The 15992-nt window shown below is 46.3% G+C and carries 15 protein-coding genes and 2 tRNA genes; all 17 read right to left on the bottom strand.

Going from position 1 to position 15992, the window contains the following annotated elements:
- Entirely contained in the window at positions 1–1002 is a 1002-nt protein-coding gene (locus tag NQS30_RS20700; RefSeq protein ID WP_059366874.1) for a protein kinase domain-containing protein, read from the bottom strand.
- Positions 968–1705 (bottom strand): vWA domain-containing protein, encoded by a 738-nt coding sequence (locus NQS30_RS20695; RefSeq protein ID WP_004264624.1) that lies wholly within the window; start codon positions 1703–1705, stop codon positions 968–970. Before NQS30_RS20695 ends, NQS30_RS20700 begins: the two co-directional genes overlap by 35 nt.
- 67 nt (positions 1706–1772) lie before the next feature.
- Entirely contained in the window at positions 1773–4262 is a 2490-nt protein-coding gene (gene spoIIE / locus NQS30_RS20690) for a stage II sporulation protein E (RefSeq protein ID WP_007409936.1), read from the bottom strand.
- A 209-nt stretch (positions 4263–4471) separates the two neighbouring features.
- A tRNA-Glu gene (locus NQS30_RS20685) sits at positions 4472–4543 on the bottom strand.
- A gap of 9 nt (positions 4544–4552) precedes the next feature.
- Positions 4553–4629, bottom strand: a tRNA-Met gene (locus NQS30_RS20680).
- Positions 4630–4787: 158 nt separating this feature from the next.
- On the bottom strand, positions 4788–5174 hold the full coding sequence (locus NQS30_RS20675; RefSeq protein WP_004264630.1) for a S1 domain-containing RNA-binding protein: 387 nt from the start codon (positions 5172–5174) through the stop codon (positions 4788–4790).
- 80 nt (positions 5175–5254) lie between these two features.
- Positions 5255–5632 carry a cell division protein DivIC gene (gene divIC, locus NQS30_RS20670; protein WP_004264632.1) on the bottom strand — a complete coding sequence of 126 codons (378 nt, stop codon included), beginning with the start codon at positions 5630–5632 and terminating at the stop codon, positions 5255–5257.
- A 17-nt stretch (positions 5633–5649) separates the two neighbouring features.
- Positions 5650–6285: a spore cortex biosynthesis protein YabQ gene (gene yabQ / locus NQS30_RS20665; protein WP_007409935.1), complete on the bottom strand. Its 636-nt coding sequence runs from the start codon at positions 6283–6285 to the stop codon at positions 5650–5652.
- Positions 6282–6584, bottom strand: coding sequence for a sporulation protein YabP (yabP, locus tag NQS30_RS20660; protein WP_004264638.1), 303 nt, complete (start codon positions 6582–6584; stop codon positions 6282–6284). The genes yabQ and yabP overlap by 4 nt, the downstream gene beginning before the upstream one ends.
- A gap of 78 nt (positions 6585–6662) precedes the next feature.
- Positions 6663–6923 (bottom strand): RNA-binding S4 domain-containing protein, encoded by a 261-nt coding sequence (locus NQS30_RS20655; protein WP_007409934.1) that lies wholly within the window; start codon positions 6921–6923, stop codon positions 6663–6665.
- 1 nt (position 6924) lies between these two features.
- Positions 6925–8400, bottom strand: coding sequence for a bifunctional methyltransferase/pyrophosphohydrolase YabN (yabN, locus tag NQS30_RS20650; protein ID WP_043020643.1), 1476 nt, complete (start codon positions 8398–8400; stop codon positions 6925–6927).
- Positions 8390–9970: a putative polysaccharide biosynthesis protein gene (locus tag NQS30_RS20645; protein WP_069007111.1), complete on the bottom strand. Its 1581-nt coding sequence runs from the start codon at positions 9968–9970 to the stop codon at positions 8390–8392. The genes yabN and NQS30_RS20645 overlap by 11 nt, the downstream gene beginning before the upstream one ends.
- A gap of 167 nt (positions 9971–10137) precedes the next feature.
- Positions 10138–10674, bottom strand: a complete 537-nt coding sequence (gene spoVT / locus NQS30_RS20640; protein WP_004264646.1) for a stage V sporulation protein T — start codon at positions 10672–10674, stop codon at positions 10138–10140.
- A 136-nt stretch (positions 10675–10810) separates the two neighbouring features.
- On the bottom strand, positions 10811–14344 hold the full coding sequence (mfd, locus tag NQS30_RS20635; protein WP_218791442.1) for a transcription-repair coupling factor: 3534 nt from the start codon (positions 14342–14344) through the stop codon (positions 10811–10813).
- Between the two features lie 69 nt (positions 14345–14413).
- Positions 14414–14644 carry an anti-sigma-F factor Fin gene (gene fin, locus NQS30_RS20630; RefSeq protein ID WP_004264650.1) on the bottom strand — a complete coding sequence of 77 codons (231 nt, stop codon included), beginning with the start codon at positions 14642–14644 and terminating at the stop codon, positions 14414–14416.
- A gap of 61 nt (positions 14645–14705) precedes the next feature.
- Positions 14706–15272: an aminoacyl-tRNA hydrolase gene (gene pth / locus NQS30_RS20625; protein ID WP_004264652.1), complete on the bottom strand. Its 567-nt coding sequence runs from the start codon at positions 15270–15272 to the stop codon at positions 14706–14708.
- An 84-nt stretch (positions 15273–15356) separates the two neighbouring features.
- Positions 15357–15965, bottom strand: a complete 609-nt coding sequence (locus NQS30_RS20620; protein WP_011996173.1) for a 50S ribosomal protein L25/general stress protein Ctc — start codon at positions 15963–15965, stop codon at positions 15357–15359.
- Positions 15966–15992: the final 27 nt, after the last annotated feature.

The following is a 15992-nucleotide window of genomic DNA, read 5'->3' as shown; positions in this document are numbered from 1 at the left end:
CTAGATGAGAAAAAAGACGATGTAAGCGAAATAAAGGGCGAGAACGCTGATTAAAATAAGTGTTGTTTCAAATAAACCATTGTGCTTTGCGGGTTTTTGTTTAGGTTTATACCGCGTTTGAGATACAGTGCCCTGCCGCGGTTTTGATTGCGGCGGCTTAGGCTTGGCGGCGGCTTTCCTTTTGCTCCCGGCGCTCTGCCCCGCAGTCAGGATGTCATGCTTCATGGCTTCCGCAGACGGATATTGGCCGTTTAAAGCAGAAAACAGAACCTTCTTATACTTATTCAGAAACGGGTGGCCTTCAATGATAGAACGAAGCTGTTCTTTCGGCTGTCCTGACTTTTTGCACTCTTTCTTCTGGGCACAGTGGATCATGATCATTGCGACAGCAAACAGGTCATAGGATGGTTCTGCTTTTCTTGTTCCATACCCCCAATAGCCCCTGTCGTAAAACTCCGTATACTCTTTAATCGCGCGGCCCTGTTTTGTCGTTCCCCCTACATCAATGCAGCGAATGGCAGCCGGTGGTCCGGTTACAATGAGATTGTCCGGTTTGAGGTCGCCAAAAACCCACCCTTGCTGATGAAGGACTGACAGGCTGGAAAGAAGCTGCACCATCAGCACCGGAATCCACTCCGCTCCCTTACTGCTGATATATTGCGGAAGAAGCGGCCCTTCTATGTACTCCATCACGTAAAAAGAGACATTTTTATTCAGCTGCGGAATAAACGCGTCGTCCGCATCAAAAAAAGAAGGCCCCATCGTTTGCGACCGGGCCTTTGAAAAGGATTTTAAGACATTCACTTCAGAGGTAACAGACATGCTGTCGCTGCTTATTTTCAAAGCGACCTGTCCGCCTGATGCTTCTGCCAGATATACAATACCGTTAGCCCCTTTTCCAAGCTGTTTGAGCAATCTGTAGGATTTGCCGTTCCATTTGCCCTGAATTGCCGTCCCCGGTGCCAGACTACATGCCAAACTCGTTAAAGCGTCGTTCATCATCTGCCAACATGCTCCTTCTTGAGCGGATTCTCTCAAACTGCTGCGTCGCTTCCCGGATAGCGGGGCCCGTAGGGGTGATACCGCCGGTCGACAGCTTCGCAAAGAGTGCAGAAAGGGATTCAAGCTTCGGCGTCCAATTCAGCACAAGCTCAACTTCCTGGCTTTTCCCGGGAAATATACACATTGCAAATTCATTTTGCCCGGCCCGGGAATTTAAACTGATGGAAAGATCGATCAGCGCTTCTTTCACCGTCGGCAGTTTCGGCGCCATACTCGCACTCGTATCAACCAGCACAAGCACTTGCAGATGAACCGTTTCGCCGAGTTCATCAACCACTTCCATCACTTCGCCGCGTTTTTCAGGAGAAAGCTCTTCCATTTCAACGTTTTTCCCTAAGATTTGTTTAAGCTCTTGATTGACGACACCTTGCAGCGTCTGGGTCATTGCTTTTTTCGTCACCATTTGAACCGTCTGAGACAATTGTGACGCATACACAACTTGATGGACGCCGCCTCCGGCCATGGCGATGCCTTCAACTTCCTTCATTGCTTCTTGGTCAATCGCGTTTTCTTCCATAATTCCTATAACATTCACCGTAATCCCCTGCTCCTTGGCGAAAGCCGCCATTGCGATCGGGTCTTCACCATGATTGGAGCAGCCATCTGTAATCAGCAGAACTTGATTTAAATGTCCCTTATTCACATACATTCCTCCCGGTGATACGATTAGTCCCATCTTCGCCAGAAGGAAAGTGATTTATACGAATGGATTAAGAAATCTCCTTTTTATTTTGGAAAACCGCCGGTACCGGTATGGAAGCCCATTTCGGCGTGTTGTGATCAATCCGGACAACAACCACTGTCATATCGTCTTCGATTTGGCCGGAACGCGTTCTGATGACCTCTTCCATTAATATATCAGCGATTTCCTGCGGGTCTTCGGTTTTCAGCCCTTTCATTTTCCGTTTCATCCACAGGTCGTGGTTTTCAACGTGCTTCGGCCCTTCAAAAATACCGTCACTCATCATGACGAGCAGATCTCCCGCTTTTAACTGTTCACTTACAACCTCCACATCAAATTCATTGATGATGCCGATCGGCAGATTGCTGGCCTGCACTTTCATGACTTGATCTCCCCGCTTGATAAAACTCGGCGTTGAACCGACCTTCAAGAATTTGCAGCTTGCATCCTGAAGATCAATGATAGAAAGATCGAGAGTTGAGTAGATTTCGTCTGTCGTCCGTAAAGACAGAATACTGTTGATCGTTTTTATCGCTATTTTTTCATCAATACCTGATTCGAGAATTTTTTCGAGCAGCTTAATCGTTTCATTGCTCTCATAATGGGCCCTCGCCCCATTGCCCATGCCGTCACTGATCGCGGCCGCATACTTTCTCGCCCCCAGTTCCATCATGCTGTAGCTGTCGCCGGAGACAAGGCCGCCGCCTTTTGCCGCATGAGCCGCGCCTGTCGATACCCGGTACGACTTGGTCGAACCGAACGCGACATGGCTGTAGCCATTCGGATGAGTCGAGTGCTGTTCGCTTTTGACAAGTATCTGCTCCTCAAGAATGTCAGACAGCATCGGGGCGATAATTTTCTCACTCTCGCCGTGTCCTCCGCTGAACGGGATTGTCATTTCGATATCAATATTGCCCTGCTCCAAGCTGTATATCTCGACATGCTGAATCTCGATTCCAAAATGCTGAAGCGCCTCTATCATTTGTTCTTCCTGAATAAAATGCTGCTCCCTCTCCCGTTTTATTTCCCGAGAAAAGTCCGCCATGACCTCAGAAACCCCCAACAGCTGCTCGGCAACAAGCCTTCTGCTGTCCTGAACTTTTCTCTTCAGTGTCAGATGGGCGTGATGGTGGGCAAGTTCGTCCTCAATCAGCTCTTCCACCTGTCTGGATTTGGAACAGTGCTGTTGAAACTCCTTTTTTAATCTGCGGTTTGAGGCATACTGTTTTTCTTCTGTTTCATGCATAACTTGTTTCATTAAGTCATATGTTTTATCAAAGTTTTGAACCCAGCATTTGCTTTTCTTATAGCAGGATTGGCACGAATGCTCGGTGATTTTGCTTAAAAAGAGATCCACTTCCCCTTCTTCCGCCTGCTCATCGGAAGACGTCTGATGAAAGGTGGCGAAGCTCTCCGACAAGGCATGAAACACATTGGAGAACTGGTCTACTTTCTGGGCGGTGACATCTCTGATTTTCCTCGCGTACTGCTGCTGTTCCTGACTGTGCTCAGCAGTGCCCGGTATGTATCGCGCCACCTTTTTCGTAATCGATTGGGGCGTAATCAAAAACAAAACAACGGCAATCAAAGATTCATAAAGAGTGGTCATTAATCCGGCAGACCCTTCTCCATATAATGAAATCAGCAGTGAGCCGATCACTAACCCGACTGCGGCTCCGGCTTTCTTTCCTTCTTTCAGCAGCCCGCCAAGAAGCCCGGAAAACGCAAGCAGACTCATTTGATAGAGGTTCCCGATATTCGCAAGCCCGAGGATCAGTCCGGTCACCACACCGACCGTACAGCCGATGCTTGCCCCGCCGACAAAGGAAAAACTCAGCACGACATAGCGGGCCAGGATATGTTCAGCCTGCATTCCCTGAAATGAAACACCGGCAAGCCCGGTTAAAACGGATGCGATCAAGATCATAAAACAGATGATTTCTTCTATTTTTAACGATTGCTTCACTTTTTTGATCGTGAAAATCGGCAGGCTTTGCAAAAAGATCAGCGTCAAAATAAAGGCCAGGCCCGCCTCGACCACAGCCATCACATAATCATAGGTGGTAAAAGCGCCGCTTTCAAAATAAACAAATCCGATTCTCGCGGCAGCCATAGAGAAAAACACCACGATCGGCAGCATCTTCACCCGGTCCTGCACGATATATGTACCGATTTTTGAAAATAGAGTGAAGACGGCCAAAGCTGTGAGAATCAATAAAGAGTGTTTCGGCGAAATGGTTAAAGCGCCCGCAAGTAAAGACAGACAAGCATAGAAGGCTTTATCTCTTCTAATCAAAAGCATCGCTCCGAAAAACGGCAGCGCAAACGGAAGAACCTCAGATAATATGAAAGCCCGTCCAAGTAAAAAACCGATCACGACATAAATGAAACCCTTATAGAAAAAAAGTGAATGCGCTTGATGGACTGTAAGCTTTGCCGCCTTTTCAAAAAACGATTGCAGTTTTTCCAGAGCTTGTCCCGCCATCGGCCCGTTCACTCTTCTTTCCGCTTTTTCCATTGCTCTCATCCCCCACCTGTTTTATTCGTTGCTTGTCATTATAAATGAAAGCCCAGATAGGATTTTGTCAAAAGAAGGTAACAATACCAAAGAACTCTTCGACGCTTTCTCCCTTGTTCCCCTTTCCTTTCGTATTTCCTCCGACATTTCTCAAAAAGTTGTCTAAATATGAAAAAATCGGCTTCTGCAACAGAAGCCGATTCGCTTGATGACCCGTACGGGATTCGAACCCGTGTTACCGCCGTGAAAGGGCGGTGTCTTAACCGCTTGACCAACGGGCCAGATATATATGGTAGCGGCGGAGGGGATCGAACCCCCGACCTCACGGGTATGAACCGTACGCTCTAGCCAGCTGAGCTACACCGCCATATAAGGTGCTTATAAGCACAAGTTATATAATACAAAGGTTTCTTCATTCCGTCAACAGAAACTTTGAAGTTTTAATTTTCTGACTATAATGGTGCATACAAAAAAAGCACCCGCTGGGATAGACGGATGCTCCATGTATTTATAGAAAGCAGCAAGTTATCCTCTTCTTGCTCCGCGCCCTCCACGTTTTGATTCCGTGTTTCGTTTTAAAGATGATAAGCGGTCTTCGCTATCTTTAAGAAACTTGTTCATTTTCTGTTCAAAAGATTCTTTCGGACGGAAATCATTTCTAGGTCTGGCTTGCGGACGGTCTTTAGCTTTTTTAATTGATAAACCAATTTTCCCGTCTTTTTCAACGTTGATGACTTTCACTTCAACTTGATCGCCGACTTTTAAATGCTCGTTAATGTCTTTAACATAATTATCGGCTACCTCACTGATATGAACGAGACCGGTTGAGCCTCCAGGCAATTCAACAAATGCTCCGAAATTTGTAATACCTGTTATTTTCCCTTGCAACTTGCTGCCAACTTCAATCGACATAAAAAAAGTGCTCCTCCTTAGGCTTATAAAAAGATCGTTTGTTTAATTATACCTAAATAAAAATTTAAGTGTCAACAAGGCTACTTGCTCTTCTTTTCTACATTGAAGAGAATCTCACCATTTCCTGACATAAACAAGTCTCTTCTGGCAAGCTCTGTGACGTAATCCTCATCCTTTAATTTGGAAATTTCATCTTTTAAATCAGCCTGTTTCGCGTTCAATTCTTTCACTTGTTTTTCCAGCTGAGCTTTCTTTTCTTCGTTTGCGCTAAGGGAAGAGGTCTGTGACCACAGAGAACCCGCTAAGACAATAGCCGTCAACAACACAAGGGCGCCGAATACGATCAACCGTCTGAAAAGCCCTTTCCGCCTTCTTTTCATAAGCTGGGATTGCCGTTCAACCTGCTCTTTATAGTCGTTTTGGATTTCAGTTATTGTACGTTCTCTAGATAGATTCAAACCAGACGGTCCTCCTTTCACCTTTTCAAAATACGTATCATGGTCGATCTGATTGTTATGATTAGTTTCTTGCTCTTTTGTAAAAATCCTGCACTTTTTTGAAAATATCGTTTGAAAGTAAGACGCCACTTTTCAGGAAGAAGTTTCAATAATTGTTTCAACAGGAAAAACAGCGGATACAGCAAAAACGTTACGATCTTAAAAAGACACTTCGCAAAAAAGGCACTCACCCGATAGGAGTATAAAGAAATAACCGTGATCAGCCCGATGAGCAGCTTAAAGAGCAGAAGCACCGGACGGAACAGCACGTGCTGAATGAGCTTTTTTGCGAATTGGTAAAGAGACACCGCAAGATGAATGGCAAATTTCAGTATTTTTATATACATTCGTTTAAACAGGCTTTGGTACGTCGCAATACCCAGTAAGACAGCCAAGAAAATGTATACCCTGAGTTCTCCTTCATTCACGTTGAGCAGCACATAGAAAAACAGCAGACCTTGTACAATCCAAAAGAGAATGTCATGAATGAATAACAGCCATCTGGCCGTTTTGGCGCGGCTGACAAACAGCCTGTATGTATCAAGCGACGCTCCGAGCCAGGCGCCCATACCGGTCATTGCCAGCATCGTATAAAATTGGGTGGTCAGCGTCATTTAAACAACTTGCTAAAAAACCCTTTAGCTTTATCCCCTTGCTGCTCGTCTAAATATACAAGGTCAAACACCCTGCCTTTTATAGATACAATCCCTTTTTCCACATCAAGATTTTTCATCTGCAGGTTCTCGCCTCTGACGGAAAGCATTCCCATAACCGTTTCCAGCAAAAACTCTTCGTTGTCAAAACTTTCTACATGCTTGACGCCCGAAATATCTAAATGCTTTCTCCCTTTCATCGTTACATCATGCTGTTCCGGAACAGAAGAAGAACCTTTTTGCTCATAATATGAATTCATCTATTCAGCCCCCATATCCTCGATACTTTTAGCATTATTACTGCATTGTATGAGGCGGGAGCCTTGTTTAGAACAAGCCTATTCGCCGAGTTTTTCTTCCTTGACGATTGTATACATGCCCGCGGCTTCTTCTTTTTTCGTTGTTTCTTTCAATTCGTTTACCTTCACGGTGACAAGCTTCTGGCCGAAACGGACCGTCAGTTCATCACCGGCTTTTACGTCTGAGCTGGCTTTCGCCTGATTCCCGTTAACTGTGATTCTCCCTTGATCGGCGACCTCTTTCGCCAATGTGCGGCGTTTAATTAATCTGGATACTTTTAAAAACTTATCAAGTCTCATATCAGAATCTCCTCTCCATTTCTTTTGCTTCATCCCACAATTTGTCCATTTCCTCAAGTGACATTGCGGTCAATTCAAGGCCCTTTGCTGCCGCTTCTTTCTCAATATAAGCAAAGCGTCTGCGAAATTTGTCATTTGTCATGGCGAGCGCTTCCTCAGGCTCAATTTTATAGTATCGGCCGATATTGACCAATGCAAATAAAACATCGCCGAATTCAGCTTTTAAGCTGATTTCATCTGCTGATTCGGCGGAAGCCTCTGCAGAAAATTCCTTCAGCTCTTCATTTACTTTATCCCATATATCCTGAACGTCATCCCAGTCAAAGCCGATTTTTGCGGCTTTTTTCTGAAGCTTGGCCGCTTTTGCAAGAGAAGGCAGTGTTTTCGGCACGGCATCCAGCAATGAAGTGGATGTTGTTTGCTTTTCCGCCTTTTTGATTTCTTCCCAGTTGGCGACGACATCATGTTCATCCTGAACCTTAACATCCTTAAACACATGCGGGTGCCGTCTGACCATCTTCGCACTGATGTCTCTGATGACATCATCAATTGAGAAATACCCCTCGTCTTCTCCGATCTGGGCGTGCAGCATAACCTGAAGCATGACGTCCCCGAGTTCTTCTATCATGTGATCCGTGTCCTCTTCGTCAATGGCCTCAAGCAGTTCGTAGCATTCCTCAATCATATATTTCTTTAATGACTGGTGTGTCTGCTTTTGATCCCACGGACAGCCGTTCGGCCCGCGAAGCTCGCGAATAATACTTCGGAATGCAGAAAATTCCTGGTAAAGGAGTTCTTCTTTTTTAATCGGCGGAACATACACGCTTGTTAAGTTATTTATTTCTACATTGCGGTCAAGCTCAAACAAAGGCACCTTGGTCATCTTTTCTCCCTTGCTTCCGGCTGCCGTGACGATGACCACTTCATAGTCGTCAGGCAATTTCTCCATGAGTGTCAGTTTTACCTCAGAGGCCGTCATCTGGTCATAAACCTGGCAAATGATCAAGTGATGGCGGAGTTCGAGCTCATCCGGCGTCATTGTTTGCGCATCCGTAAATTGAAACCCTTCAATCGGATCAATTCGCAATGCATTAAAAGTGGCATCCAAAAAGCTTTGCCCTCCGGCAGTATGAACAGCTACCTGTTGTTCTTCCCGGCGTTCAAATAACAGCTGAACGGTTTTCTCAGCGACAAACGGATGCCCGGGCACAGCGTAGACGACATCCTCTTGCTTCGCTTTTTCAAACAGAATGTCCGCGATCTCTTCATAGACCGCTTCAAACTGATCATGTTTTTCATAAATATCATCAAAATACCGGATGTCCGCTTCCGTCTCTTGCTCTAATTCCGGAATCAAAGGGTGGTCTTTCGTTCTTATATATAAATGCTTCGCCTGAGTCAGCAGCTTATGTACGCCCACTGTCAACTGATCCATGTCTCCGGCGCCGAGGCCGACGACCGTAATGTTACCTGCCATGTTTTTCTCTCCTCTTTTTCAATTTGCTTAAAGCACTGCCGAAAGGAAGGCCGCTCAGCTCTTCGTCCGTGAAAATCTTCATTCTTATCATACAATAAATAAACAATAGCCCTCCGATGACTGACGCAGACAGACTCTCACATACAGCTCCGGCCCTGCTGACAGGAACAAATAACTGCCAAAGCTTCATATATACGAGCAGAAAGAAGACCATCAGCAGACTGCACCAGCACAGACGGGCAATCACGCCTCCGATATTCGTCAGCCAGCCCTTCGACCAAATTCTCCGGAGATTCAGGCACGCAACTGCGGCAAATGCCAAGACGGTCGCCAGTGCCGCTCCTGTAATACCCCAGCCGGGGACCAGCCAAACATTCAGCACCCATTTCAGCGCCCCTCCCGCCAAAACGGATACGGCGGGGAAAACGGTATGTCCCGCTCCTTGCAGAATCGCGGCTGCTGTAAGCGCAATCGAGGCAAAAAAGATAGATAAGCTGAATATTTGTAAGGTCTGCGTCCCCTCACTGTTTTGGAAAAGCATGATATTCACCGGCTCTAAAATGCAAAAAAGCCCGGCTGATGCACCGATCCCTACCGCAAGGCAGAGCTTGACGGCTGATGTCGCTTTCTCTTTTATGATAAACGGGTTATTCTCATGCACCGCTTTTGAAATTGAAGGAACCAATGACGCGGCGATACTGACGGCAAACACGGTTCCCAGCTGAAGGAGCGGCTGTCCGCGGTCATATATGCCTTTCAGCTGTTTCGCGGCATGGCTCTCCGTCCCGTCTGAAAGCAGTGAATATAAGTTTAAGGCGTCTACAAGCTGAATCAAAAGCATGAGTACACTGCTGATACAGATGGTGACTGAATAAAGCAGCAGCTTTTTTACAATGACGGCCGTTTCGATATGTCCGCCGTCTTTCTTTGTTTCTTCCCGCTTATACCAGAAAACAGCCAATACACAAAGGGCCGCCAAGCTTCCGGCAATTGATCCCGAAGCCGCCCCCGCACCAGCCGCGTATAATGAACGGCCGCTTTTCAAAAGCCAGAAGGATAAACCGAGAAGCACCGCCACGCGAAGAAGCTGTTCCGTAATCTGGGATAAGGCTGACGGCATCATATCATGCACGCCTTGGAAATACCCCCGGAAAACCGCCGTAAACGGAAACAGTATGAAAGCGAACGCCGCGACCCTTATCAGCATCACAAGGCGGGCGTCACCCATAAAACCGGCCAACGGCGCCGCGCCGGCATACATGAGCGCAAACAGAACAAGTCCGGCCGCCGTGACATAAAGGGCGGAAATTTTCATTATTTTTTGTTTATGATCGCTATAATCGTTCATTAATTTTGAGATGATTACCGGAAAACCGGATGTTGACAGCATGACCGCGATCCCTAAAAACGGATACACCTGCTGATAAATGTAAAATCCGACGTCACCGACAATATTCTGAAAAGGAACCCTGTACACGGCGCTTAATATCTTCGTCACGATACCCGCAACGACGAGCACAAAAGCACCTTTCCATGCCGATTGCCGCTTGGCGCCAACTGAATCGTTCATCCAAAAGCTCCTTCCAGCCGCTAGAAAATTACGTCTATAAAACGAGCTTATTATATCACAATCCTAACGGCCGAACCGATAGAGAGCACATATGAATATGAAAAAGAACAGCACTTGTATAAGAGCTGCTCTTTCTCCGTTTCTTATTTCAATAATGGTAATAAGACCTACTGCTCCATTTGTCTCGCCAAAAAACTGGCTGCCGTTTCTACCGCTTTATGTTCTACTTCTCCAAGTGCCTGTTCCTTGGAAAAGATGACCACGGCACCGATAGGATCGCCATTTGCCACGATCGGAGCTATTGTATAGGAGCTCATATCTTCATCAATGTCATTAACAAGCTGCGCGGACTTCACGTCGTTTTCTACCACTGAGCTGCGCTGATCCATCGTTTTTTCGAGCAAATCGCTGATGGCTTTGTTCAGAAATTCTTTTTTCGAACTGCCTGAAACGGCAATATACGCGTCACGGTCGCAAATCAAGACGGAATGGCCGAGACTGTCATACAAAGCATCTGCATATTCCTTCGCAAAATCGCCAAGCTCACTGATAGGAGAATACTTTTTCAATATAACTTCTCCGTCGCGGTCAACGAATATTTCAAGCGGGTCTCCTTCCCTGATTCGCAGTGTTCTCCGAATTTCTTTAGGAATGACGACCCGTCCTAGATCATCAATACGACGTACGATACCTGTAGCTTTCATCTCTCTGGTGCCTCTCTTTCATGTGATGATATTTAAGGGAAAGTACTAAAGCTCTTTACTTTATGTAGCTTCCGCCACTCGCTTGAAATTAGTATCCGTCACATCAAATGTAATATACACCAGAGAGTAACAATTTTTATGAAGACGCGATTGTTTCTTTCTTCACATCCTGAAGGCCTTTCAGCATGCCGAGCACGGTTTCCAGCCACTCTTCCGTTTTGCGGCCTTTCGTCTGTACTGAGATTTTCAGCTTTTTCCCTTCCATTCCCAGTCCGATCTGCCGGCCGTATTTATTGCCGAGTTCGAACAATTTCTGGCCGTCAATCTGTGCGCTGGCCTCTTCAGAAATGGTAAATCTGATCGCGTCTTTATCCTGCTTGATGAGTTCGACGCGTTCATATTTTCCGTATACCTTCATCTCAGCAACCGTAAACAGCCATTCAACTTCTTTAGGGTAGCTGCCGAACCTGTCAATGATTTCATCTTGAAGCTCATTTTTCTCCTCAATTGTGGCGATCGACCTGAAGCGTTTGTACATGTCGATTTTTTGCTTGCCGTCTTGTATATAGTTCTCAGGAATATACGCGTCCAGCTCGATATCGATTTCTGTCTCAAACTGTTCGCTTTTCGGAATATCGCCTTTCCGCTCTTCAATCGCTTCCTTGAGCATTTGCGAGTACAGGTCAAAACCGACTGAGTCGATAAAGCCGTGCTGCTGGGCGCCGAGAAGGTTCCCCGCTCCCCTGATCGTCAAGTCACGCATGGCGATTTTAAAGCCTGATCCCAGCTCGGTAAATTCTTTAATCGCCTGCAGCCGTTTTTCCGCTACCTCAGTGAGCACTTTGTCTCTGCGGTACGTAAAATACGCGTAAGCGACGCGGTTGGAACGCCCGACCCGTCCTCTCAGCTGATACAGCTGAGACAGCCCCATTTTGTCTCCGTCGAACACAATCAAGGTATTCACATTTGGTATATCTACGCCTGTCTCAATAATAGTCGTGCTGACAAGGACGTCTGATTCCCCTTCCAGAAAATTGAGCATGACGCTTTCCAATTCATTTTCAGTCATTTTTCCGTGGGCATATGCCACTTTCGCATCGGGAACAAGCATGGAAATTTCATCAGCCTTCCGCTCGATGTCATCCACGCGGTTGTACAAGAAATATACCTGTCCTCCGCGCGCCAGTTCTCTTTCGATGGCTTCCCGCACAAGCGCGCCGTTGTATTCCACGACATATGTCTGAACAGGGAAACGGTTTTCCGGCGGCGTTTCAATAACAGATAAGTCCCGCACACCGAGCATGGACATATGAAGCGTACGCGGTATCGGCGTCGCTGTAAGAGTCAGCACATCGACATTGGCTTTGATCTGTTTGATTTTTTCCTTATGCGTTACGCCGAAGCGCTGCTCTTCATCAATGATGAGCAAGCCGAGATCTTTATAGACGACATCTTTAGATAAAAGCCTGTGGGTTCCGATTACGATGTCTACCGTTCCGTTCTTCAGGCCTTTAATCGTTTCATTGGATTCTTTTCTCGTTCTGAATCGGCTGAGAAGACCGATGTTAATCGGATAGTCCTGGAAACGCTCCATAATGGTTTCATAATGCTGCTGCGCGAGTATTGTCGTCGGCACAAGAAGCGCGACCTGCTTTCCGTCTGCGATCGCTTTAAAGGCCGCTCGGATGGCTACCTCCGTCTTCCCGTAACCCACATCACCGCAAAGCAAACGGTCCATCGGGCGCTCTCTTTCCATATCCTTTTTAATCTCCTGAATGGAACGGAGCTGGTCCTCTGTTTCCTGATAAGGGAAAGCAGATTCGAACTGCCGCTGCATTTCATGATCCGGCGAGAACGCATAGCCCTTGCTTGCTTCCCGTTCCGCATAAAGCTTAATCAGATCATCGGCAATATCCTGAACGGAGTTTTCAACTTTTTTCTTCACCCGTTTCCATTCACTGCCGCCCAGTTTATAAAGCTTCGGTTCTTTTCCTTCAGAGCCGACGTACTTCTGCACCTGGTCGATTTGTTCTACAGGGACGTACAGCTTATCGCTGCCCTGATAATGAATGTTGAGGTAATCTTTATGAATGCCTTTGATTTCTAGTGTTTCGATCCCCAAATACTTACCGATCCCGTGGTTGACGTGGACGACATAGTCGCCGACCTGAAGCTCGGAATAGCTTTTGATCCGTTCGGCATTTGTCAGCTTCTGCTTTCTCGGCTTTTTCTTAATTCGGTTTTTGAACAGCTCTTCCTCCGTAATGACGGCCAGCTTCATCAGCGGCAGTTCAAAACCGGATTGCAGCTCGCCTTCCATGACATAGACCTGTCCTTGCACAAGCGCTTTGGAGCTGTCCGTTTTTGCGGCTTCAATTTCGTAATCAGCCAGCACGGATGCCAATCTGTCGGTTCTGTCCTTATTTGCGCCTAAAAAGACAACGGTGAAGTTTGATTTCTTAAAGCGCTCCATTTCACCTGCGAGCACATTCATCTGCCCGTGAAAACTCTGCATCTGCCGGCTTGTCACATTCACGATATTCTGAGGGCTTGTATGCTGGACATGACGCAAAAATAATGAATAATAAATAGCCGGGCGCCGCTTTTCGCTCATAAGCTCCTGAAAGCTGAAGGATAAATGAATGTCATGCAGAATTTTCCCTTCCTCGAGCAGACTTGTCATAAATTCGGCCTCTTCTTTTTGCAGCTGATCCTCCATTTCATGAATGCGGCTGACCTCGTCTAACAGTAACAACGTGTCTGCCGGTGTATAATCTAGCAAACTAGCAGGTTTTTCGTAAAAGTACGAGAGATACTTCACAAGTTCCTGATCAGTCTGTCCCGTTGATAACCGTTCTTTATCATGTGAGATATTGATATGAAGCATTTCCTTTTGTTTGTCCTGCTTCAGCTTTTTCAGACTGTCGGCAAGCCCTTTATCGAGCCTTTCCATCGCCCGGGCTTTTTCTTCCGCCCTGATGATCAATTCCTTCGCCGGTCCGATCGCCACACGTTTGAGCGTCTCAATTGATCTCTGGTCATCAGAATTGAAGCTTCTGATGGAATCGACCTCCGTATCAAACAGTTCAATTCGCACCGGATGCTCCGACGTCAGCGGATAAATGTCGATAATTCCGCCGCGAATACTGAATTCACCGGGTGCAGAAACCATATCGGAACGCTCATACCCCACCTCTACAAGGCGCGCGGACAGCTGATCCGGTTCTATTTCGTCTCCGAGTGAAATGACGAGCTGGCTGCTTTTCCACAGCTCCTTCGGCGGAAGCATTCTTCTCAATGCCGCAACGGGCGCCACAACGACCGGCGCTTCTCCGTTTGTTAATCTATTAATGACATCAAGCCGCTGAGCGCGCAGTTCAGGGCTCGCTACCGCAATTTCTGAAGAAATCAATTCATTCACGGGGTATAAAAAAACAGATTGATCCCCGAGAAGCGCCGTCAGATCTTCCGTCACTTTTTGGGCCTGATATAAATTATGGGTGATAAAGAAAATCGGCCTTTTCGTTTCCTGTGCAAGGGCGGAGGTAAAAACAGAACGCGCGGAACCTGACAGACCCGCAAGCAGCTGTTCCTTCAGCCCCTCATGTAAACCGTTGACAATGGATTTAAAATCATCGCTTTCTTTAATAAAGGTTTGAATGTTGTCCATATGGGCCCTCCTCTCTATTTTCTGCAAGAACAGAAAAACGCTTTGGTCTAGAATCTACACCAAAGCTTCTTATTGAATAAATGTGTTGTGTTCATGGTAGTGCGGATTGCGTTCCAGCGCCTCTTGGCAGTCTTCACAAATTGTAAGAACATGGACATCTCCATTGTCTTTATATGAAATCATATCGTTTCTTTCCTCATTTGTTAAGTGCTGAAATCCAAGTGACTGTGTCGGCACCGTCGAATATTCCAGGCTCCCTACCTTAAAGCCGCAGTGGCGGCAGAAATAATGCAAAGCCATACGTTGGACCTCCTGATGTGAAAAAATCATTTTTCCCTAGTATGGTCTCCCATTATTTATCTTATACATTTGCATTAAATTCGTTCATGACTTCTAAAAATGGTTTCGTTAAGGAAGCTTCGCAGGCTTTTACGGTTTTTGAGACGGCATCATTGATATGCGGCGCTTCTTCCTTCGTAAAAGCTCCCAGTACATAGTCAACGACTTTCATTCCGTTGACGGGGCGGCCGATTCCGATTCTGACCCGGTCAAATTCAGGGGTTCCGAGGTGCTGTATAAGCGATTTAATTCCGTTATGTCCGCCTGCGCTCCCCTTCGTCCGGAGCCTGATTTTCCCCGTCGGAAGATCAAGGTCATCGTATATGACTTTCAGATCTTCATGATCGGCATCATAATAATCCAGTAGCGGCCGCAAACATTCCCCTGATAAATTCATATATGTAAGCGGTTTAACAAGTAGAACTTTTTTTCCGGAAACAAACCCCATTCCGTAAAGTCCGTTGAATTTCGTTTTATTCAATTCAATATTCCATTCTTTAGAAAGCTCGTCAATGGCCATAAAGCCGACATTATGTCTCGTGTTCTCGTAGGTTTTTCCCGGGTTACCCAGACCGGCAATCACAAGCATCGTAAACCCTCCCTCAACATCGCTGTAATTCTTCTCATTCTAGCACAAAAGACGTAACCTCGGGCGGGTTACGTCTTAAAGCGCTTATTGATTTTCTCCTTCGGGCTCTTCCCCAGGAGACGGTTCTGCATCTTCTTCGAATGCTTCCTGCTTAGGAGGAAGGATGGAAGCCACGACTTCTTCCGGGTCGTTTGTAAATGTATAATTGCCGTCAGCAGTCAGATCTGCGATGGTCAGCACATCATTCATTTCAAGCCCGGAAATATCAACATTGATTGTCTGAGGGATGTCCTTCGGCTTAGCCTTAATCGAAAGCTCATGCAGCGGCTGCTGGATGACGCCTCCGTCTTTGACTCCCTTCGCCTCTCCCGTCAGCTGAATCGGCACCTCGGCCTCCAGCTCCTCACTCATATTCACGACTTGAAAATCGGCGTGCGTCAATTCGTTTTTGAGCGGGTCTGTCTGAAGATCAGTCACCATAACCGATTGCTGATTTCCGTTGACATCAATTGTGATAATCGTGTTTTTTCCTTCGTCCCGCAATGTTTTAAGCAATTCGACACTGTCTAAAGAGACAGGCGTATTCGTTATTTCTTTACCGTATATAATCCCTGGAACATGTCCTGAATGACGGATTTTCCGAAGCGTCGAACGTTTAAAATCTGTTCTTTCATTTGCTTTTAAAGTTGCCATATTCAGCACCATCCTAATTATCGTTTT

It is taken from the genome of Bacillus sp. B1(2022) (assembly GCF_040259625.1).
In the GTDB taxonomy this organism is placed as follows: domain Bacteria; phylum Bacillota; class Bacilli; order Bacillales; family Bacillaceae; genus Bacillus; species Bacillus velezensis.
The sequence above is the reverse complement of the archived record's forward strand: the minus strand, read 5'-3'. Positions and strand labels throughout refer to the sequence as shown.

What these genes read in the sequence shown, in the direction of transcription:
- NQS30_RS20655 (WP_007409934.1), bottom strand. Translation starts at nt 6,923, where the DNA reads ATGAGACTTGATAAGTTTTTAAAAGTATCCAGATTAATTAAACGCCGC.
- pth (WP_004264652.1), bottom strand. Translation starts at nt 15,272, where the DNA reads ATGCTTGTGATTGCCGGTCTGGGTAACCCGGGAAAAACCTACGAGAAC.
- NQS30_RS20645 (WP_069007111.1), bottom strand. Translation starts at nt 9,970, where the DNA reads ATGAACGATTCAGTTGGCGCCAAGCGGCAATCGGCATGGAAAGGTGCT.
- spoVT (WP_004264646.1), bottom strand. Translation starts at nt 10,674, where the DNA reads ATGAAAGCTACAGGTATCGTACGTCGTATTGATGATCTAGGACGGGTC.
- NQS30_RS20675 (WP_004264630.1), bottom strand. Translation starts at nt 5,174, where the DNA reads ATGTCGATTGAAGTTGGCAGCAAGTTGCAAGGGAAAATAACAGGTATT.
- NQS30_RS20700 (WP_059366874.1), bottom strand. Translation starts at nt 1,002, where the DNA reads ATGATGAACGACGCTTTAACGAGTTTGGCATGTAGTCTGGCACCGGGG.
- yabN (WP_043020643.1), bottom strand. Translation starts at nt 8,400, where the DNA reads ATGGCAGGTAACATTACGGTCGTCGGCCTCGGCGCCGGAGACATGGAT.
- NQS30_RS20620 (WP_011996173.1), bottom strand. Translation starts at nt 15,965, where the DNA reads ATGGCAACTTTAAAAGCAAATGAAAGAACAGATTTTAAACGTTCGACG.
- spoIIE (WP_007409936.1), bottom strand. Translation starts at nt 4,262, where the DNA reads ATGGAAAAAGCGGAAAGAAGAGTGAACGGGCCGATGGCGGGACAAGCT.
- fin (WP_004264650.1), bottom strand. Translation starts at nt 14,644, where the DNA reads ATGGCTTTGCATTATTTCTGCCGCCACTGCGGCTTTAAGGTAGGGAGC.
- mfd (WP_218791442.1), bottom strand. Translation starts at nt 14,344, where the DNA reads ATGGACAACATTCAAACCTTTATTAAAGAAAGCGATGATTTTAAATCC.
- yabQ (WP_007409935.1), bottom strand. Translation starts at nt 6,285, where the DNA reads ATGACGCTGACCACCCAATTTTATACGATGCTGGCAATGACCGGTATG.
- yabP (WP_004264638.1), bottom strand. Translation starts at nt 6,584, where the DNA reads ATGAATTCATATTATGAGCAAAAAGGTTCTTCTTCTGTTCCGGAACAG.